Origin of the sequence: uncultured Limosilactobacillus sp., assembly GCF_934202705.1 — a bacterium.
GTDB lineage: Bacteria > Bacillota > Bacilli > Lactobacillales > Lactobacillaceae > Limosilactobacillus.
On record NZ_CAKPYE010000004.1, the window covers coordinates 43,656 to 64,037 of the forward strand.

19 protein-coding genes and 1 other RNA gene are annotated in these 20,382 nt (G+C 39.8%); 15 read left to right on the forward strand and 5 right to left on the reverse strand.

Annotated features, from left to right (window positions below; genetic code table 11):
* Positions 1-38: 38 nt before the first annotated feature.
* On the reverse strand, positions 39-575 hold the full coding sequence (locus Q0C76_RS03260) for a 3'-5' exonuclease (RefSeq protein WP_295729652.1): 537 nt from the start codon (positions 573-575) through the stop codon (positions 39-41).
* A gap of 94 nt (positions 576-669) precedes the next feature.
* Here Q0C76_RS03260 and murB point away from each other — a divergent pair, with 94 nt between their 5' ends.
* Positions 670-1,566 (forward strand): UDP-N-acetylmuramate dehydrogenase, encoded by an 897-nt coding sequence (gene murB, locus Q0C76_RS03265; RefSeq protein ID WP_295729655.1) that lies wholly within the window; start codon positions 670-672, stop codon positions 1,564-1,566.
* 57 nt (positions 1,567-1,623) lie between these two features.
* Here the strand turns inward: murB and Q0C76_RS03270 are convergent, their stop codons facing one another.
* Positions 1,624-2,292, reverse strand: coding sequence for a DUF1361 domain-containing protein (locus Q0C76_RS03270; protein ID WP_295729658.1), 669 nt, complete (start codon positions 2,290-2,292; stop codon positions 1,624-1,626).
* A gap of 128 nt (positions 2,293-2,420) precedes the next feature.
* Between Q0C76_RS03270 and cdaA the strand changes: the two genes are divergently transcribed.
* From cdaA to Q0C76_RS03315, 9 genes are all read left to right on the forward strand, one after another.
* Positions 2,421-3,269 carry a diadenylate cyclase CdaA gene (cdaA, locus tag Q0C76_RS03275; RefSeq protein WP_295729659.1) on the forward strand — a complete coding sequence of 283 codons (849 nt, stop codon included), beginning with the start codon at positions 2,421-2,423 and terminating at the stop codon, positions 3,267-3,269.
* 31 nt (positions 3,270-3,300) lie between these two features.
* Positions 3,301-4,101, forward strand: a complete 801-nt coding sequence (locus tag Q0C76_RS03280) for a YbbR-like domain-containing protein (RefSeq protein WP_295729991.1) — start codon at positions 3,301-3,303, stop codon at positions 4,099-4,101.
* 27 nt (positions 4,102-4,128) lie between these two features.
* Complete coding sequence (gene glmM, locus Q0C76_RS03285) at positions 4,129-5,481, forward strand: phosphoglucosamine mutase (protein ID WP_295729661.1); 1,353 nt, start codon at positions 4,129-4,131, stop codon at positions 5,479-5,481.
* A gap of 264 nt (positions 5,482-5,745) precedes the next feature.
* Positions 5,746-7,563, forward strand: coding sequence for a glutamine--fructose-6-phosphate transaminase (isomerizing) (gene glmS, locus Q0C76_RS03290; protein ID WP_295729664.1), 1,818 nt, complete (start codon positions 5,746-5,748; stop codon positions 7,561-7,563).
* Positions 7,564-7,753: 190 nt separating this feature from the next.
* Positions 7,754-8,065 carry a hypothetical protein gene (locus Q0C76_RS03295; protein ID WP_295729666.1) on the forward strand — a complete coding sequence of 104 codons (312 nt, stop codon included), beginning with the start codon at positions 7,754-7,756 and terminating at the stop codon, positions 8,063-8,065.
* A 174-nt stretch (positions 8,066-8,239) separates the two neighbouring features.
* Positions 8,240-10,093, forward strand: coding sequence for an acyltransferase family protein (locus tag Q0C76_RS03300; RefSeq protein ID WP_295729668.1), 1,854 nt, complete (start codon positions 8,240-8,242; stop codon positions 10,091-10,093).
* An 11-nt stretch (positions 10,094-10,104) separates the two neighbouring features.
* The gene (locus Q0C76_RS03305; RefSeq protein ID WP_295729670.1) at positions 10,105-10,917 is read left to right on the forward strand and encodes a Cof-type HAD-IIB family hydrolase; all 813 of its coding nucleotides are present in this window, start codon (positions 10,105-10,107) and stop codon (positions 10,915-10,917) included.
* A gap of 309 nt (positions 10,918-11,226) precedes the next feature.
* Complete coding sequence (locus Q0C76_RS03310) at positions 11,227-11,763, forward strand: LysM peptidoglycan-binding domain-containing protein (RefSeq protein ID WP_295729672.1); 537 nt, start codon at positions 11,227-11,229, stop codon at positions 11,761-11,763.
* 104 nt (positions 11,764-11,867) lie between these two features.
* Positions 11,868-12,389, forward strand: a complete 522-nt coding sequence (locus Q0C76_RS03315; protein WP_295729675.1) for an NAD(P)H-dependent oxidoreductase — start codon at positions 11,868-11,870, stop codon at positions 12,387-12,389.
* Between the two features lie 51 nt (positions 12,390-12,440).
* On the opposite strand, the gene Q0C76_RS03320 is transcribed toward Q0C76_RS03315, so the two are convergent.
* A complete protein-coding gene (locus tag Q0C76_RS03320) occupies positions 12,441-13,385 on the reverse strand; it encodes a Dyp-type peroxidase (RefSeq protein ID WP_295729677.1) in 945 nt (314 codons plus the stop codon).
* Between the two features lie 147 nt (positions 13,386-13,532).
* Here Q0C76_RS03320 and Q0C76_RS03325 point away from each other — a divergent pair, with 147 nt between their 5' ends.
* A complete protein-coding gene (locus tag Q0C76_RS03325; protein WP_295729680.1) occupies positions 13,533-14,189 on the forward strand; it encodes a DNA alkylation repair protein in 657 nt (218 codons plus the stop codon).
* Positions 14,190-14,229: 40 nt separating this feature from the next.
* On the opposite strand, the gene ssrA is transcribed toward Q0C76_RS03325, so the two are convergent.
* Positions 14,230-14,605: a transfer-messenger RNA gene (gene ssrA, locus Q0C76_RS03330) on the reverse strand.
* Between the two features lie 120 nt (positions 14,606-14,725).
* Here ssrA and Q0C76_RS03335 point away from each other — a divergent pair.
* The 3 genes from Q0C76_RS03335 to Q0C76_RS03345 all read left to right on the forward strand — a co-directional run bounded on the left by Q0C76_RS03335 (position 14,726) and on the right by Q0C76_RS03345 (position 17,864).
* Positions 14,726-15,436 (forward strand): response regulator transcription factor, encoded by a 711-nt coding sequence (locus Q0C76_RS03335; RefSeq protein WP_295729683.1) that lies wholly within the window; start codon positions 14,726-14,728, stop codon positions 15,434-15,436.
* A gap of 5 nt (positions 15,437-15,441) precedes the next feature.
* On the forward strand, positions 15,442-16,917 hold the full coding sequence (locus tag Q0C76_RS03340) for a HAMP domain-containing sensor histidine kinase (protein ID WP_295729685.1): 1,476 nt from the start codon (positions 15,442-15,444) through the stop codon (positions 16,915-16,917).
* A gap of 86 nt (positions 16,918-17,003) precedes the next feature.
* Positions 17,004-17,864, forward strand: coding sequence for a GRP family sugar transporter (locus Q0C76_RS03345; protein ID WP_295729688.1), 861 nt, complete (start codon positions 17,004-17,006; stop codon positions 17,862-17,864).
* 44 nt (positions 17,865-17,908) lie between these two features.
* On the opposite strand, the gene Q0C76_RS03350 is transcribed toward Q0C76_RS03345, so the two are convergent.
* Positions 17,909-18,790 carry a sulfite exporter TauE/SafE family protein gene (locus tag Q0C76_RS03350; RefSeq protein ID WP_295729690.1) on the reverse strand — a complete coding sequence of 294 codons (882 nt, stop codon included), beginning with the start codon at positions 18,788-18,790 and terminating at the stop codon, positions 17,909-17,911.
* 191 nt (positions 18,791-18,981) lie between these two features.
* Here Q0C76_RS03350 and Q0C76_RS03355 point away from each other — a divergent pair, with 191 nt between their 5' ends.
* Positions 18,982-20,340, forward strand: a complete 1,359-nt coding sequence (locus Q0C76_RS03355; protein WP_295729693.1) for a glucose-6-phosphate isomerase — start codon at positions 18,982-18,984, stop codon at positions 20,338-20,340.
* Positions 20,341-20,382: the final 42 nt, after the last annotated feature.

The window sequence follows — 20,382 nt, forward strand, 5'->3', positions numbered from 1 at the left end:
TTAATTACGATCAATTAACGTTGGCTGGATTGAATTTTTTAACCGATCATTTTAATAAAAGGTTTGAGTTGTGCAGGACCGAAGTGAACAGCTTGATTAATGAGAATATCAGCACATGCTTGTGCATCATCAAGGGCATTGTGATGGTGATTTAGCTCAATGTGCAAAGCATCAGCAACAGTATTTAATTTATGATTAGGCAGTTGTGGTAATAATTTTTGACTCGTTCGTAAAGTATCGAGGGTTTGATATGCCGGTGGATTGATCCCATAATGTTGTAAAGTATTCTTTAACACGCTATTATCAAATGTCGCATTATGGGCAATTACTAGTTTATCCGGTGCATAGAATGGTGCAATATGTTGCCACACTTCCGGAAAAGTGGGTGCATTGACAACGTCTCGTTCGTGGATGCCATGGATTTGGATGTTTCGCCAACTAAATGGCGTTTGTGGGTTAATCAAGGAGTAAAATTCGTCAACAATTCGGTTATTGCGGACAATGGCTAATGATAGTGAACAAGCACTGAACCTTTTAGGACTTGCTGTTTCAAAGTCCATCGCGATAAAATTCAAATTAAAGTTACCTCCGATCAGTAATCTGAATGATTTTAAATCTGATTCTATAATGATACAATATTTAATATCAATAGATAAAGGGACGACAAAAATGATTGAAAATATCAGAACACATTTTCCAGAAATTAATATCCAACAGGATCAACCATTATCCAAGTATACATTTACACATACTGGAGGGCCGGCAGACTGGCTTGCCTTTCCGAAGAATGTTGATGAAGTTCGTCAATTAGTAGCTTTCGCACACCAACAGGCGATTCCCGTGACTGTCCTTGGTAATGCTAGTAATTTAATTGTTAAGGATGGTGGAATTGCCGGATTAGTGCTAATTATGACGGATATGAAATCGATTGCGGTTCATGGTCAGACAGTTACTGCTGATGCAGGGGCTGCATATATCGATGTTACTAAAGTTGCGCGTGATCATTCGTTAAGCGGCATTGAATTTGCTGCCGGCATCCCTGGAAGTGTTGGTGGGGCAATCTTTATGAATGCTGGAGCATACGGTGGTGAAACTAAAAATGTGGTTTCTAAAGCTACGGTAATGGATCGTGATGGTAAAATCTTTGAGTTGGATAATCAAAATTTGGATTTTGGTTATCGGCACAGTGCGGTGCAGACACAAAATCTCATTGTCTTATCGGCTGATTTTGTTTTACAGCCTGGAACTTTTGCAACTATTAAGCATGAAATGGATGATTTAAACGCGCGGCGAGCAGCTAAACAGCCACTAGATTTACCATCTTGTGGAAGTGTGTTTAAACGACCAGTAGGTTATTTTGCTGGTAAACTTATTCATGATGCCGGTTTGCAAGGCTATACATCCGGTGGTGCACAGGTTTCTAAGAAACATGCTGGTTTTATTGTAAATATTAATCATGGGACAGCAACTGACTACTTAAATGTGATTCATCATGTTCAAGCGACGGTTAAAGAAAAATTTGGTGTTGATTTAGAAACTGAAGTTCGCATTATTGGTCGGGATTAGTAAATTACATCAAAATAAGCATCCTTTAGGTCAATGTAAGACCAAGGATGCTTATTTTTAATTGCGGAGCACTAATAAAAGATGGACAAACCAACAAATGATTAATTGTAGGATGGTTAAAATCGCAATAAACTGACATGCATTCCAGGTCATTGCAGCTAAGATTTGGCGCCAAAACCAGCTGGGAGTAATAAGCATATAGATGGAATGTAATCGTAAAAAACGACCAATATAAATCCCAATACTTGAACAAGTCGTAAAGACAACCATTAGTAGATACCGAAGTTGCGGAAGCTTGGGAGCAATGACCCGGGCGATGAGACTACTAGTGTTGAGTAGTTCGAGTGAACCAATTAGAACACAACAAAAGGCACTGATAATCATAATGGCGAAGATGAGCCAGATGGATGGTGTCGATTTTAAAATACCACTGACATCGGTGTGTGGATGGAGCCAGGAAAGATGGAATAGATCGGTCAAGACATATGGCGCATTGGGATAAAAGAGTAGCCAAATTAGCGATGAAAGCCAAAAGAGCAGTGAACGACGATCGGCTAATTTGGGTAAGTGAAAACTAATTTCAATTGGTAGATAACCAAGAAAAGTGTTGAAAGCCATAAAATTATAGGGAGCTTTCATCACCACTTTTAAAAAGATAATCCAGAGAAAAAAGAACCAACGAAGTTGCCATCGGTAAGAAATATGAGCGATTTGAATGATGATCACGTCCTTTTAATATCATAGTAATTATTATAACGGACTTTCTGCTCATTAGTAGCCATTTTGCTACTAATTGCGCTTGGGGGTGAAGATGATATAATTAAACGGTAGTTTAGGATCGGAGGGTTAGTTCAATGCAAACAATCGCTACTTTACTAACGTGGCGAAACTTGATTAACTTAATCGATATCCTAGTAATCTGGTTTTTAATTTATGAGTTAATTATGCTCATTCGGGGAACACGGGCCATTCAGCTTTTTAAAGGAATTCTTGTGATTCTTTTTATCAAATTAGTTAGTTGGTATATTGGGCTGAGTACTGTTTCCTGGTTAATGGACCAGGTAATTAACTGGGGTGTGATTGCGATTGTCGTAATTTTCCAGCCAGAAATTCGACGTGGCCTTGAGCATTTGGGAAGGGGTACGCTTTTTGCGCGGAATCGAACGGCAAATGAGCAAGAAAAAGAGATGATTAAGCAACTCGATCAAGCGATTCAATATATGTCGAAACGACGAATAGGTGCTTTAATCAGCATTCAAATGGATACTGGATTGGAAGAATATATTGAAACGGGAATTCCAATGGATGCCGACATTACAGGCGCATTGTTAATCAATACGTTTATTCCTAATACGCCATTACATGATGGTGCTGTGATTATCAAGGACAATCGAATTGCGGTTGCTGCTGCTTACTTACCATTATCCGACAGCAAACTCATCCCAAAGGAATTAGGTACCCGCCATCGAGCGGCAGTTGGCATTAGTGAAGTCACTGATGCATTGACAATTGTTATTTCTGAGGAAACTGGTGAAGTATCAATTACAAAGGATAATGAATTGCTACGTAATATGTCACAAAAAGATTACTTGAAATTCATGCGTGCTCATCTATATAAAAAGGAAGAGCATAAAGATCATGGATTATTCGGTTACTTATTGACTAAGATCCATTGGCAAGGAGGGAAGCATAGTGAACGGTAAAAAGGGTTCATTCTTTGGCAGCGTTTGGTTTATGCGAATTGCTTCATTAATTTTGGCAATTTTCCTCTTTATGTATGTCAATAGTGACAAAAATGGCTTTTTACGTCAAACAACCCGTGGATCGGGAAGCGGTAATGCGCTTATGTCCAACAAAACGATGGCTGTGCGGATGCCACTGGAATTAAAAATGAATTCACAAAAGTACGTGGTGACCGGCTATCCACAATACGTTAAAGTACGGGTTTCTGGTCCTTCTGCAATGGTAACTACAGTTTCTAATACCCAAAACTTTAAAGTGTATGCTGACTTAACAAAGTTGGGCGTCGGGTCGCATACGGTCACTCTTAAAGAGAGTGGGCTCAATTCAGAGTTGCGTTCGTACATTAAGCCAAAGCAAATTAAGGTTAATATTCAACCACGTAGTACAATCACTGCACCAGTGAGTGTTCGCTTGAATTCAAAGTCAGTCGATGGTAATTACCACGTTGGGACGCCACGACCAGCGATGAAGACAGTCCAGATTACCGGTGCGCGGAACCAAGTTAAACGGGTAACACGGGTAATTGCATACGTAGATGTACCAAGAGATGCTCATACGAACTTTAGTCGGCAGGTTACACTGCAGGCAGTTGATAAGAAGGGACGGACGGTTAATGTGGTAGTAATGCCAAGTTCCATTAATGTTGACGTGCCCATTACAGGTCAGGGAAATACTAATCAAACAAGCTCTTCCAGTAGTAGCGAGAGTGCTAATTCCGGCAATAATAGTAAAGACAATAGCAGTTCATCAAGCAGTGAAAGTTCATCAAGCAGCGCAAACAATAATGACTAATTACTAATTGAGATAGGAGATAGACGAATGAAGTTAAAATATTTTGGAACAGATGGTATTCGTGGAGTAGCCAATCAAGACTTAAGTCCTGAATTAGCATTTCGTGTTGGACGTGCAGGTGGGTACGTACTAACTCGACACTCTGAACGCAAGCGCCCACAGGTGCTGGTATCACGGGACACCCGGATTTCAGGTCAAATGTTGGAAAATGCCTTAGTTGCTGGATTACTTTCTGTAGGAATTGAAGTCCTGCGCTTGGGCGTTGTAACAACTCCCGGGGTGGCCTATTTAGTACGCGCCCAAGAGGCAGATGCTGGAGTAATGATTACTGCATCTCATAACCCCATTCAATACAATGGGATTAAGTATTTTGGCAGTGATGGATTTAAACTTTCTGATGAATTAGAATACGAAATCGAGCAGATTTTGGATGCTCCAACTGATGATTTGCCCCGTCCTTCTGATGATGGATTAGGAATAGTTGAGGATTATAAAGAAGGCGCACTGAAATACACTTCATTTCTTGAACAAACCATTTCAACGGAATTAACTGGTCTGAAAGTGGTTGTTGATGCAGCCAATGGTGCTACGAGTGATTTTGTATCGAACCTCTTTGCTGATGTGGAAGTTGACTTTGTACCGATTAATGATCAGCCAGACGGGTTAAACACCAACTTAAATTGTGGATCAACTCATCCTGAAGGTCTCCAAAAAGCCGTTGTTGATAATCAGGCTGATTTAGGCATTGCCTTTGATGGAGATGGTGACCGGTGCATTGCGGTTGATGCCGAGGGTAAAATTGTTGATGGCGATAAGATTATGTATATTTGTGGTAAGAACATGGATGAAAATGGCCGCTTGAAGAAGGATACGGTTGTAACGACGGTGATGAGTAATCTTGGAATGTATAAGGCATTGGAAGCTCACGGCATGAAGAGCGTAAAAACCAAGGTTGGCGATCGGTATGTCGTTGAGGAAATGCTCAAGAATGGCTATAATCTCGGTGGTGAACAATCTGGCCATATCATCTTTTTAGATCACAATACAACGGGGGATGGGATGTTAACGGCATTGCAGCTGCTCCAAGTAATGAAAGTCACTGGTAAAAGCTTGGCAGAATTAGCGGCAGATGTTACAACTTATCCACAAGAATTAGTTAATATTCGAGTTGCTGATAAGCAGGCAGCAATGAAGAATGAGCAACTTCTTGCGGTAATTAAAGAAGTGGAAAATGAAATGAATGGTGATGGGCGAGTCCTTGTCCGGCCAAGTGGGACAGAACCATTATTACGGATTATGGCCGAAGCACCAACAAAAGAAGCAGTCCATGATTTTGTCATGAAAATTGCTAATGTAGCAAAAGCTGAATTAGAAGTTTAAAATAATTGCCTTCAGGAATGGCTGCGGCTGATTCTGGAGGCTTTTTAATATGCTAATTTAAAAGTGGAAAAAGAAATGAAAACTTCAGTAAATCAAGCTAATGATAATCGCTTAACATTATAGACCAATATTGATCGAAAACATTGACAATCCATGTGAATGTCTTTACTATATTATTATTGTCTAAACGATGACAGATGAATTGGATAGGAAAGTTATCTATACCAATTTATGGAATTTTAATTTAAAGGATGGAACATAATTATGTGTGGAATTGTCGGTGTAACCGGAAATAAAGATAGTGTTTCAATTTTAATTAATGGCTTGAAAAAGTTGGAATATCGTGGTTATGATTCTGCTGGAATCTATGTTAATGATCAAAAAGGACATGACTACCTTGTAAAACGTCCTGGACGAATCAGTAATCTGGAAGCAGCATTAACGCCAGAAGTTCACGGAACTGCCGGAATTGGTCACACGCGGTGGGCTACTCATGGGGAACCCAATGAAGTTAACGCCCATCCTCAATATTCAAATGATAATCGATTCTATTTAGTTCATAATGGTGTGATTGAAAATCACCAGCAATTGCGTGATCATTATCTGGAAGACGTTCAATTTAAGAGTCAAACGGATACTGAAGTTATTGTGCAGTTAGTTGATAAGTTTGTTACTAAGTATAACTTGGACACTAAATCAGCACTGTTAAAGACTTTACGGTTGATCAGTCCTGATTCATCTTACGCATTCGTTTTAATGGATCGGGAACAACCAGACACGCTTTTTGTAGCGAAAAACAAGAGTCCACTACTTGTTGGTTTAGCAGATGGATACAACTTGGTGGGTTCAGACGCAACTTCAATGTTGAAGCAGACCAATCGGTTCATGGAAATTGATGACCATGAGTTGGTGATTGTTAAACCAGATGTCGTTAAAATTGAAGATCTCGAGGGTAACGAAAAGACTCGTGATACCTTTACGGTTGACATGGACCCAAGTGCAGCTGACAAGGGTGCATACCCATTCTACATGTTAAAGGAAGTTGATGAGCAGCCTGCCGTAATGCGTAAACTAGTTCAGAACTATTTTAATGGTGACCAGCCACAATTAGATAGTAACCTCCTGAATGAGATGGCGACAGCTGATCACATTTATATTGTTGGTGCAGGAACCAGTTACCATGCTGGACTGATTGGTGCACGGTTGTTCGAGCACCTCACCAAGACGCCAACGACGGTTCATATTTCTTCAGAATTTGCTTATGAACAGCCACTCCTTTCAGAACAGCCATTCTTTGTATTTCTATCACAAAGTGGTGAAACTGCAGATAGTCGTGAAGTATTAGTTCATGTTAATCAAAAACAATGGCCGAGCTTGACGATTACAAATGTTGATAAGTCGACCCTTTCTCGGGAAGCAACGTACACGTTGTTGTTACATGCCGGTCCAGAAATTGCGGTGGCTTCAACAAAGGCCTATACAGCTCAAATTGCCGTTGAAGCAATTTTAGCCAAGGCGCTTGGCGAAAAAATTGGATTGGCAGAAGCTCAGCAATTTGATTTAAAGCAGCAACTCGGAATTATTGCTAATGGAATGCAGGCAATTACTGACAGTAAGGATAAGCTCGAATCGCTAGCTGCTCACTACCTTTCAAAGCCACGGAATGCTTTTTACATTGGCCGTGGGATTGACTGGTCAGTTTCACTTGAAGCGGCACTAAAACTAAAGGAAATTTCCTATGTACAGGCTGAAGGGTTTGCGTCTGGTGAACTCAAGCATGGAACCATTGCACTGATCGAAAAGGGCACACCTGTGATTGGTATTGTGACCCAAGATCGGACAGCTGGGTTAACCCGCAGCAATCTTGAAGAAACGGAAGCCCGTGGTGCTAATACGCTAACCATTGCTGTACGGCACTTAGCTAAGGAAGACGATACAATCGTCATTCCGGATGTTGACCCATTATTGACACCTTTACTCAGTGTTATCCCAGCCCAATTGTTGGCATACTATACAAGTCTGGGCAAAGGCTTAGACGTGGATAAACCACGGAATCTTGCTAAATCTGTCACTGTGCAATAATAGTCTAGAATAAGCGACTATCATGGATAGTCGTTTTTTTAGCAAAACTATTGACAGCGCTTACAATCAGGGCTATTATACAGACATAAGGTATTAATAATTACCTTCTAATCAATTCTCTTTCTCTCTTATGCCAATCACCGTCCCCTGGCGGTGATTTTTTGTTATGATAGAGAAGAGGTGAATAAGGATGGCGGATCAACCAGGAACATTAGATTTAATTGAAGAAATTACGAGACTAGACGGAAGAAAATATTACGAAATTGGGAATATGGTTCATAACGGTCGTGCAGAACTAGCGGCCGAACGAAAATTTATTAAACAGGTACGAATTTTAAAGTTAAATATTCCTCACTCACAGAATGTCATTAAGTATGAACAATACATTAATAGTCATTATCAGATGCAGGATGAATCGATGAATCACTGGGAAGAATGGAAGAAGACACCAGAAATGGAAAAGTTAGTTCAAGATATTATGGCAGAAAATCATGTCGGTTAAGATAACGGGTTGCGTTAAGCAACCCGTTATCTTATGAAATGGTCCAATTATTATGAAAAGTGAAGGTCGCTGAACTTAATCCAGTTTTATTAATAAATGGTCTGTACGCAAGTAAGGTTTCTGACTATAATAGTAAAGTATTTATTTGAATTACTTGAAGAGGAGGCCAGGCTTATGCGCCCAGCTTTTGAAGAACATCAATTGCCATCGCGTCATCGCCAATATGTAACAGGAATTGACGGTATGCGGACGCTAGCAGTGATTGGCGTGATTATTTACCACCTGCTACCAAATGTCATGGTTGGTGGCTTTTTGGGAGTACCCTTATTCCTATTAATTTCAGGGTATTTTGTTACCAATCAACTATTAAAAAAGCAGGAGCGGGGCAACGTTAATCTGATTGGGTTTTATCAGCGACGGTTTAGTCGGCTTTATCCTGTTTTAGTAACTATGCTGATCCTCACAACCGCTTATATCACCCTTTTTCAAAGACAATTACTTCACCATATTAAAGCAGTGATTATGACTAATTTATTATGGGTTTATAATTGGTGGGAAATATTTAATGGGCAGTCTTACTTTGACCGGTTCGGTGGCGAATCTCCGTTTACACATTTATGGACACTAGGTGTGGAAGCACAGTTTTATGTTCTGTGGCCGCTTATTTTACTGTTATTAATAAAATTCTTTGGCAAACGAACAACCAAGTGGCTGGTATTGATACTAGCGATTCTGTCAGCAATTGAAATGGGAATCCTGTATGATCCACAAAATATTAATCGGGTTTATTATGGAACGGATACACGAGCATTCTCTTTACTGTTGGGAAGCTGGTTAGCATTTATTTGGCCACGGGAAAAGCTCAGTTTACGGTTAAGCCTTAATGAGACCAGATTTCTAAACACTTTAGGGATTGTTTGCCTGCTTTTGACCGTCCTCAGCTTTTTTATAAGTAATGGACAAAGTCCTAAGACATATCATGGTTGGATGTTTTTCTATAGTTTCATCGGAATGTTGCTGTTAGCAACGATTGTTCATCCAGGTGCTGATATGAATCGGTGGTTGACGAACCCTTTTTTCAAATGGGTTGGTGAACGCTCATACGGGATATATGTGTATCAATACCCAGTGATGATTTTTTATGAAGCTAAGATTCAAATAGGAGCACATCCAATGATTAACGCAATAATCGAAATTTTATTAATCGTCATAATTAGTGAACTTTCCTATCGGTATTTAGAACGACCGCTTCGTCACTATGATTGGCGTGATGTACCATTAACGATTGTGAACTGGTTTGACGTTAAACGACGTGGTTGGAAGCAATGGCTGGCCATTATTCCTGCAATGCTAGTTTTCTTTGTGGCAGTGGCTGGTTTCACAACTCCTGATCGGGCGCCAAAAAACACGGCTGTTCAAACTCGAATTAAAAAGAGCCGTCAAGCCACCGCGAAGCGGAATAAAATGATTGCCGAAGGGAAAACACCACAGATTAACGTTAATAGTAAGTCCTTGCAAAAAAAGTATGGATTAAGTAAGAGTGAACTAAAACGGGCTGCTAAACTAAGGGTAACAGCGGTAGGGGATTCCGTCATGGCGGATGCTTCGGATAGTCTTCAGCAGGTGATGCCGCACGCCTATGTGGAAGCTAAAGTTGGTCGTCAAGGAAGTGAAGCACCAGCGGTGATTAAAAATTTGAAGGCTGATGGTCATTTAAATAAGAATGTGGTGCTGAATCTTGGCACCAATGGGGCGATGACTGGTAACACAGTAAACGATATTATTGATGCCGTTGGTAAGGGTCACCAAATTTATTGGGTTACAGCGCATGTACCAACCAAAGCTTGGGAAAAGACTGTTAATCGTCAAATTAAAAAGGCAGCCAAAAATCATTCCAATGTCCATGTCGTTGATTGGAATGCTGAAAGTGCTAATCATTCAGACTGGTTTGCCGGTGATAATGTTCATATGAACGAAAACGGTAACGTCCAGTTTACACGGATGATTGTAAAAAGCATTTTAAAATAGGAGATTTAATAATGATAAAAATGATCGCCCTTGACCTTGATAACACACTTTTAAATAGTCAAAAAGAGATTAGCCAAAGAAATGAAAATATCTTGCGTCGTCTTCATGAACAAGGTATTAAAATTGTTTTATGTACTGGTCGACCAATTAATGCCATTTGGCACTACATTGAACAATTAGGGCTAACCAGCGAAGGTGACTATACGGTAAACTTTAATGGTGGATTAGTTGTAAATAATGTTACTAAAGAGCCGTTGTTTTCGATGGGGCTAGTAGCTGATGATTTGGCACTCGTGTATCGGTTTGCACATGAACATGGTTATTCACTTGATGTACTAGATTTTGACCGCGTTTATGAAATTATGGACATGCCACGGTCAGTCTATAAAGGGACAGTCAAACACATTGAATTTGTTGATCGGCACTTTGCAGACTTACCAAAGGGGAGTCATGCATATGCGAAGATGGTCATGGCAATTCCTGCTGAACGTTTAAAGAAAATCATTCCAACGATTCCAGAAGAAATTCATCAACACTTTAATGTTGTTCAGTCTCAACCGCATATTTTAGAATTTTTACCGCAAGGTGTTGATAAAGCGGTTGGTTTGAAACATCTCTTAGGACACTTGCAAATGGATTACTCTAATTTAATGACGTTTGGTGATGCAGACAATGACCTGGGAATGACTAAGGCTGCCGGAGATGGTGTGGTAATGGCAAACGGTCTTCCTCAAGTTAAGGCAGTGGCTGATCATTTGACTTCAAGTAATGATGAAGACGGTGTGGCTGTTTATTTGGAACAATTCTTTGCAAAGAATTTGTAATATTAATTAAAGTCAGGTAGAAAAGTTGTCAAATTACTAACGATTTGGCAACTTTTTTCGTCCATTGATACTGGCTTGATCAATTATTCACTAATAGTTTTGGGAAGCCTAAAGTTACCGAAGTTGAGGAGCTCAATACCATTAATAAAAAATGTTTAATATTGTGTGAACAGTAATTGTTACAAAATATTACAAACAATTAAGTTAATCGGCGGAAAAGCAAACTCATTGCAATCAATCAGTAATAATTGGCTTGTATGATAAAGACCGTTGATAAATAAAGATTTTGTAAAGGACGGTTTATACTTTATGTTAAACAAGAAGCTATTGAAGATGGGTGCAACACTTAGTGCAGCAACTTTCGGAATGGTCGCTACAGCTGCGGTCGCACATGCTGACACAACTTACACTGTTCAAAATGGGGATACCCTTTCTTCAATCGCAAAGAAGTTTAATAACGCTGATGTTAACACAATTGCTAAAAAGAACAATCTTGAAGACATTAACACGATTCATGTTGGTCAAAAACTTGTCATTAAAGGTAGCAAGCATGTTGCTAAGCCAAAGGTAAAACTAGAACAAACGGCTTATCATCCAACTAACAGTAGTTCAAATCTTTCTGCTGCTGATCAAGCTGCTAAGGACTGGATTGCTTACCATGAATCACGTGGTCAATATACCGCACAAAATGGTCAGTACTATGGGAAGTACCAATTAAGTTTATCTTACTTAAATGGTGATTTATCTCCAGAAAACCAAGAACGGGTAGCTGACCAATATGTGGCAAGCCGTTATGGATCATGGACTGCTGCACAACAGTTCTGGATGGCTAATGGTTGGTACTAAAAATTAAATACAATTAGCAAAACGGGGATCGAACAATTGATTCCCGTTTTTTAAATTTATGGTATGATAATTTTAAAGTAACTGAGCGTTGTGGGGGTGTCCTTTTGAAAACAGTAGTCTTATTATTTCATCCAGATATGGAGCATTCATTGGTGAATAAGCGATTGATCGAAGCCGCTCAGCAGAAGCGGAACGTTACCGTGCGTGATATGTATGCCCTTTACCGAAATCAACCAATTAATGTTCAAGAAGAGCGCCATGTTTTAGAAGTTGCTGATCGGATTGTCTTTCAATTTCCACTAAAATGGTATGATGCGCCAACATTATTTCAGCGGTGGAAAGAGACGGTACTGGATGATTATTGGCTTCATTCTGGAAGTAACGGTGAAGGAGTTTTAGCAGGTAAGGAAATGTTATTAGCCGTGGCTTATTCCGAGCCATCATATGATTTCACAGAAAGTGGCAAATATCGAACAACACTGCTACAGTTACTCAAGCCTTTTCAGGTGCTGAGTATTCACCTCGAGATGAAGTATTGTACTCCCTTTACGATTTATGAATTGGATGATTTGCAAAAATCCAGTAAAGAATATGCGGAAATGATTGTCAAAGAAGATTTACCATAACTAAAAAAGCGGACTCGAAGGAGAGCCCGCTTTTAACGTATTCAATGAAGGCTAATTTAATTCGCCTTCTGAAATTTGATCTAATAGTGGACGGGAAGGAATAAAGAAAAGTTGACCAGATAAAATATCTGAAAAAGACAATAGATAATCGTTCTGATCCAGCATATTTTGCAGCATGGTCTTTGTGACTTTCCAGTACCGAGAGTAACCAATAAAGAAAGTTCCGGTATTATCGGTGGCAGGATCTGAATATGGAACGTTCATACGCACGATTTTTTGTTCCACACCGTTAATTGTTGCCTGGGAGGCAACATTATGAGCATTCTTGAATTTTTCGGCATCTGTTAATTCAAGGTCGGAGAACTTTTTACGGCCGACAGCTTTTTCTTGAGTTTCAGTTGTTAAATGATTCCAAATATCCATATTGTGACGCCACTTTTGAGCAAAGGCGTAAGAGCCGTTTTCAAAGAATGGGTCTTCATCTCCGATAATGGCATAATTGGCTGCATCTTCAAGTTGCGGGTTTTCGGTTCCGTCAATAAAACCGATAATTGCTCGTCCTTCAAAGTAACGGAAGCCTTTAGTTTCGTCAACGACTGTTGTAAAGTCCTTTAAAAATAGACGCATTTGACTCATCATTTCGTATAAAACTGCACCTTCGTTAGCGCGGAGATGAATGAAAATATCGCCTTTACTGGATGGCATTGAATATTTAGGGCCAGTCAGAGTTTGATAGGTTTCAAGCTCTTTTGGTTTTGGAGCGTTCGGGAAAAGGTATTCCCAAGCATCGTTGCTAAAGCCCAGTGCAGCACGGACGTTGGCTTTATCAGCACGAATCCTCATTGACCGGATAATTGCTTGATAGCGATCTACAAATTCTTGAATGGCTTCCTGCTCTGTAACTTGGTTTTGGCGATTAAGCTCAAACGTTGTAAAAAGCACGTTACTACCAGCGTCTTTCCAGACATCTTGGGCGACTAATGGATTGACCGTCATGATTAAGAGCTCCTTTCAATTGACAGTTAATAATTGAATCAATTTAATTATAGCATCATCGATTTTAAACAATGGGATTTAGTTGACGAGTTTAGTGATCATTATCATAATTAAATACAGAGAAAAGAGAAAATTGGAGAATTGATTGTGAAATTTAAAGAATTAAAGGAACGGTTTGATAAAAACGCCAATTTAGCTTTAGCCCAACAAATGTCTTCTTATATGCGGGACCAATTTTTGTTTTATGGCTATCAGAGTATTAAAAGAAAACAGCTGTATCACCAGGATTTATTACGTGCTAAACATAGTAATTCAATTAATTGGCAACTATTAGATCAGGCGTGGCATGATCCACATCGTGAAATGCAATACTTTGTTTGCGATTACTTAATTCAGGTTGAAAATTTAATTACAATTGAAGATTTGCCAAAAATTGAACAATATCTGCGTACAAAACAGTGGTGGGACACAATTGATAAGTTGATGAAACCAATTGGTCAGTTAGGATTACGTGATCATGCGGTTAACGCGATCATGCTACGTTGGTCAATGGATCCGGATCAGTGGATTCGTCGGGTAGCGATTGAGTACCAACTATTACGGAGAGACAAAACCAACATTAATTTATTAGCAGAAATCATTGAAAATAATTTGGGTCGTCGGGAATTTTTTATTAACAAAGCGATTGGTTGGGCTTTGCGGGACTATTCTAAAACGAATCCAGGGTGGGTTCGCCAATTTATCAAAACTCATCATGCGGGGTTAACTCCATTGGCGATTCGAGAAGCTAGCAGATATTTATAAAAAGAGGGACTGAGAATTTAATCTCAGCCCCTCTTTTTATTTATGGAGACGGCGGGGATCGAACCCGCGTCCGAGCATATTGCCATCCTAATCTCTACACTCATAGATTAACAATTTCAAATTCGCTAATTAAAACGCCGTTAATCAAGGCTCCCATAATTAACTAGTTTGATGAAACTCTTTTACTAATTACAAACGGAAATTAGTAACGTCAGTCCACTCCATATAAAACCCGGTAACGCACCGTGGACGAGCCCGGCCGGATTTACGCATGCTTACCGACTAGGCAGCGTATGCGTAAGCGTTTGAATTATTGTTTGCAGTTATAATTTAAAAACTGAGCGTTTTTACGAAGACGCAACCTTCGAAGTGCAATTAAGATTCAACCTATACCCGTCGAATCCAAAAACGTCCCCAATAGATATCGTTACTATTATATCAATAATGCAAAGTAATTTCAAAAACTTCAAGGAAAGTTCATAGACTTTGAGAGGAATTAATTATAATGTAGTAGTAATGAAAAAAGGAGTGTAATCATGAACATTTTAATGGTGGAAGATAATCGCTCGGTTTGTGAAATGATGGCCATGTTTTTCAAAAAGGAAAAATGGATCGCGGAGTTTGTTTACGATGGGGAAACCGCTGTGGAGACGTTTCAACAAAAGCCTGAACAGTGGGACCTTGTTTTACTAGATTTGAACTTGCCAAAAAAAGATGGTATGCAGGTGGCTACTGATATTCGGCGGATTTCACCGGTAGTACCGATTATTATGCTGACGGCACGAGATTCAGAAAGTGATCAAGTCTTAGGCTTGGAGATGGGTGCGGATGAGTATGTTACGAAACCATTTAGTCCACTGGCCTTAATTGCACGGATTAAAGCATTGCATCGGCGTATTTCAATGGTGAATAACTCTAGCAGGACATCAGAAGAAACGAATTTTGATATTCAAACGGACCATTTTAAATTGAATACAAAAACTCGTGAAGCATTTTTGAATGATCAACCCATTAAGGATCTCACGCCCAAAGAATTCGATTTATTAAAGACACTGGCGGCTAAACCTAAGCAGGTCTTTAGTCGTGAGCAATTATTACAATTAGTTTGGAACTATGAGTATTATGGTGATGAACGCACCGTGGATGCACATATCAAAAAACTTCGTCAGAAAATTGAACAGGTCGGTCCTAAGGTAATTCAAACTGTCTGGGGAGTCGGCTATAAGTTTGATGATAGTGAGGTCTAAAGAACATGAAGTTAATGGGACGCCAAGTGCTGGGATTCACAACGGTGGTTGTTGTCCTTTGTACGATTTTAATGATTTCATTTGTTAGTGTTGCTAATCGAACAATGTATCATCAAACCTGGTACCAGTTAAGCCAGTATGCTGACAGTTTAATTCAAGATGATGAGGTCATTATTAACCGGAAGACCAACCAAATTGTTGGCTTTCAACAACAGGCGATTAACTCGAAGTCAAAGTTACTTTCTCGGCAAAATGTCTATTTTGCAGTTCTCGATGCGAAGGGAAAGACACGGTATGATAATAGTCAAGGGTATACCACGCGGATCAGTAAACAAGATTTGCAGAAGTTGCGGAAGGGCGAAATTATTAAAAAACGGATCGCATATCCTGATGAGAAAAATCTGCAAAAGAAGCATCAAAATGCGCCAGTTCCCCAAATGATTGGGATGATGAAACCTTACTTTTTCAACCATAAACTAGTAGCCGTGGTTAACATTAGTACCTTTTCGTCTACAGCTGGTCAAATCTATTCGCAAATTGCCCATCGGATGCTAATTGATTTTATTATTGCGTTAGTGGTAGCACTTTTGATTAGCTACGTTCTCGCTCGTTCGTTGACGAAACGGATTGACAAAATGAAAACAGCCACTAACCAAATTGCGAGCGGTAATTACGATGTCCACCTTTCCAGCAAGGGAAAAGATGAATTAGCTGAATTGAGTGAAAACTTTAATCAAATGGCCGATTCGTTGCAGGCTTCACAGGAAGAAATTAAGGAACAAGAAGAGCGGCGCAAGACATTTTTAGCGGATGCGGCGCACGAAATGCGCACTCCTTTAACGACAATTAATGGATTGCTGGAAGGGTTGATTTATGATGCAATTCCAGAAGAAGACCGTAAACATAGTTTGGAGTTAATGCAAAAGGATACGAAGCGACTGATACGGTTGGTTAATGACAACTTAAATTACGAAAAAATCCGTACTAATCAAATCAAAATGGATCGACAAATTTTTGATGCTAGTGAAGTGCTAACTAATTTGAAAGATCAACTGGAACCAAACCTCAAGGACCAGGATGATCAAATTACTATTCAGGTACCACACCCATTGCGAACGTATGCTGATTATGATCGCTTTATTCAAATTATGTTTAACATTATTCAAAATGCGATCCAATTTACTAAGCATGGGCAAATTACTGTGATTGGAGAACGCTTGCCGAAAGGAGCTCAATTTACAATTCAGGATACCGGAATTGGAATGACTGAGGAACAACTAAAGAATATTTGGGAGCGTTTCTATAAGGCAGATCGTTCACGGATGAATACTAAATATGGTGAGTCCGGAATTGGTTTGTCACTCGTTCGACAACTGGTACATTCACATCACGGTAAAATTACAGTTAAGAGTAAAGTTAATCACGGGACAACCTTTATCGTCTTCTTCCCAGACCGCTCTGATGGTCAATCAAATTCATAGAAATTTTATGAAAGCGCTTGTCAATTGAGCGCTTTCATTGTATTCTGTTAAAGTTATTGATTTTAAGAGAGGGAGTTGAAAACTCAATGGGTTATTTAATCGCTTTAATCCCAGCAGTATGTTGGGGGATTATGCCACTAATTTCAACGAAGGTTGGTGGTTCTTCCAGTAATCAAGTGTTTGGAATCGGCTTGGGCGCACTGACTGTCTCAATTATTAGTATGCTGTTGATTCGCCCATCCATTGACCTAGTACCATTTGTGGTGGCGGTTGTTTCAGGGGCATGTTGGTCCTTAGGACAGTTTGGTCAATTTGCTTCGATGAAAAAAATTGGTGTTTCCAACACGATGCCGCTTTCCACTGCTTTCCAGTTAGTTGGTAACACGCTGGTTGGGGTCTGTATTTTTCACGAATGGACAGGAACAAAGCAGGTGGTAATTGGATTTATCGCTTTGGGACTAGTTGTCATTGGTGCGATGCTGACATCCATTACTGACCGTTCAGCCGGCAAGTCGGTTGCAATACGGGATATCATGTTCTTGCTATTAACTACCATCGGTTATATTATTTATTCTGCGTTTCCACGTTTCCCAATCCTTGCCCATACAAATTCAATTGCAATTTATTTACCAGAAACAATTGGGATTTTGTTGGGCGTCACGATTTATCAATTAGTTACTGAGGGGCCAAAAGTTTTTAAACAACGGGGGCAATATGCTAATATTCTTTCCGGATTACTTTGGGGTGTAGCTGGACTAAGCTATATTTTTGGTGCCCGTGCGATCGGTATCACCGTTGCCTTTATTTTCAGTCAAATGAATGTCTTAATTTCAACACTTGGTGGGATTTATTTCTTAAAGGAAACCAAATCACCATTTGAAATGCGCTATACCATTATTGGTTTATGCTTTGTGGTAGTGGGCGCAGTCCTAACTGTCTTTGCATAATAAAAATCGTGGATTGCTTTAATTAGAACCAATCCACGATTTTTTTAATATTGTTTTTTATTGGTAATGGATGATCGATAAAGCTGTAGTGCTGTCCAAAGACATACCAGCACGATCAACCAGGTTAAGACTTTCATTGGTAAACTCTTCACGAAGGTAGCTGCAACATAGACGCCCAGGATCCCTCCAATTAAGAAGCCGAAAACGCCACGATAAGAGACCCGCTCTTCACGAATAAAATTGTAACTAGCAACAGGCATTAAGAGGGCACAAGAGAGCATCATGATTGGGAAGGCAGCAATGGGCTTCATTCCTAGTAGGTAAACTAACACCATACATGGTGCATATAGTCCAACCCCAGCGGTCATCAAGACACCCAAAATAAAGTTGCCAATAATTCCGATGAATAACAGCCAGCCATGAAGGCCATAGGCACTATTATCAGTAGCAATTAAGGCAATCCAGCCCATTTTATTGGCTAACATCAGAAGTGAAGTAATAGTTAAAGCAATGGCCATCACTTTTTGGATCATTGCTGTTTCCCAACGTACCACAATCCGACTACCTGAATAGGCACCAACTACTGCGGCAATCACCATGGGAATTAAAGTAGTTAGTTCAACTGGGACGGCGGTTAAAAAGAAGAAAGATTCCGTCATTGTTGGGATCGCTTGAATAGCATTAAGGGTTCCGGGTAATTCTCGTTCGTCAGGGACATAATTTGTAAACCGGTAGAGAGTGGTAGTAGTACCAAAATTACCAATTCCTAACGTATCACCAAAGTCGGTTACCAAACCTATTAGGAAACCAACTAAATTAAATTTCAGTGGACGGCTGTCTGAATCATGTCTAGCATGAACAATAATTTCAAATGCCAGCCAGAGGATACAGACAAACACTAGTCCTAAAATAATTTTTAAGATCATCTTGTTATCCTCATATTTTAATTTTGTGCTTATCAGTATATCATGAACTACATTATTAAGAAACGTACGGTTACTAAAAGAAAAGGTTAATAATTGACATTTTTTGGTAGTTTATATTGAAAAGGGGTTCATAAACAGATATGATTTGAATTGTAAGTTTAATATGTTTGATTAAGAAAGAGGTTAGACAAATGGCGCATGTTTCATTTGATAGTAGTGCTTTAAAGAAGTTTGTTCACCCGAATGAACTGGGTGAGATGCAAGCAATGGTCAATGCCGCAAATGATGAATTACGGCAAGGAACTGGTGCTGGTGCTGATTTTCGTGATTGGCTGCATTTACCAAGCGACTACGACCGAAAAGAATTTGAGCGGATTAAGAAGGCTGCTGCCAAGATTAAGGATGACTCTGATGTGTTAGTTGTGATCGGGATCGGTGGTTCCTACCTTGGTGCACGGATGGCGATCGACTTCTTGCACAACAGTTTTTATCAAGCTCAAGCAGCTGCTGATCGGAAGGCGCCATTAGTTCTTTTCGCCGGAAACTCGCTCAGCTCATCATACGTTTATGACATGATTCAATTAATCGGTGATCGTGACTTCTCAGTAAACGTGATTTCTAAATCAGGAACCACGACAGAACCATCAATTGCTTTCCGGATTTTTAAGCAAAAGCTCATTGATAAATACGGTGAAGCAGGTGCAAACGACCGGATCTACGCGACAACTGATCAAAAGCGCGGGGCACTAAAGAGTGAAGCAGACGACGCTGGTTGGGAAACTTTTGTCATTCCTGACGGTGTTGGTGGTCGTTACTCTGTTCTGAGTGCGGTTGGACTGTTGCCAATTGCAGCTTCTGGTGCGGACATTGACAAGTTGATGCAAGGGGCTGCGGATGCTGAACATACGTATGATGATCCTGACCTCACAAAGAATGAAGCATATCAATATGCTGCCTATCGGAACATCCTTTACCGGAAGGGCTACGAAACTGAATTGCTGGAAAACTATGAACCAAACATGACGATGCTGGCAGAATGGTGGAAGCAATTGGCTGGTGAATCTGAAGGTAAGGATCAAAAGGGAATTTATCCATCAAGCGCCAACTTTACGACTGATCTCCACTCGCTTGGCCAATACATTCAAGAAGGTCGGCGTTTCTTGATGGAGACGGTAGTTAAGTTAGATCAACCAAATCATGATATGACGATTCCAGAAGCCAAGAGCAACCTGGATGGTTTGGAATACTTGCAAGGTAAGAATATGGACTGGGTTAACACTAAGGCATACGAAGCGGTTGTTGCGGCTCATACAACAGGTGGTGTGCCAGTAATGACGGTTCACATTGACCAAGAAGACGAATACACACTTGGTTACTTGATTTACTTTTTTGAAGTTGCTATTGCAATTTCTGGTTACCTAAATGGTATTAATCCATTTAATCAGCCAGGTGTGGAAGCATACAAAACGAACATGTTTGGATTATTAGGCAAGCCCGGTTATGAAAAAATTGGCGATCAACTGCGTAAGGAAATGGCCGATAATCAATAATTTTTAGCTAATAAAAGATCCACGACGAGTTTAATTAGTTGT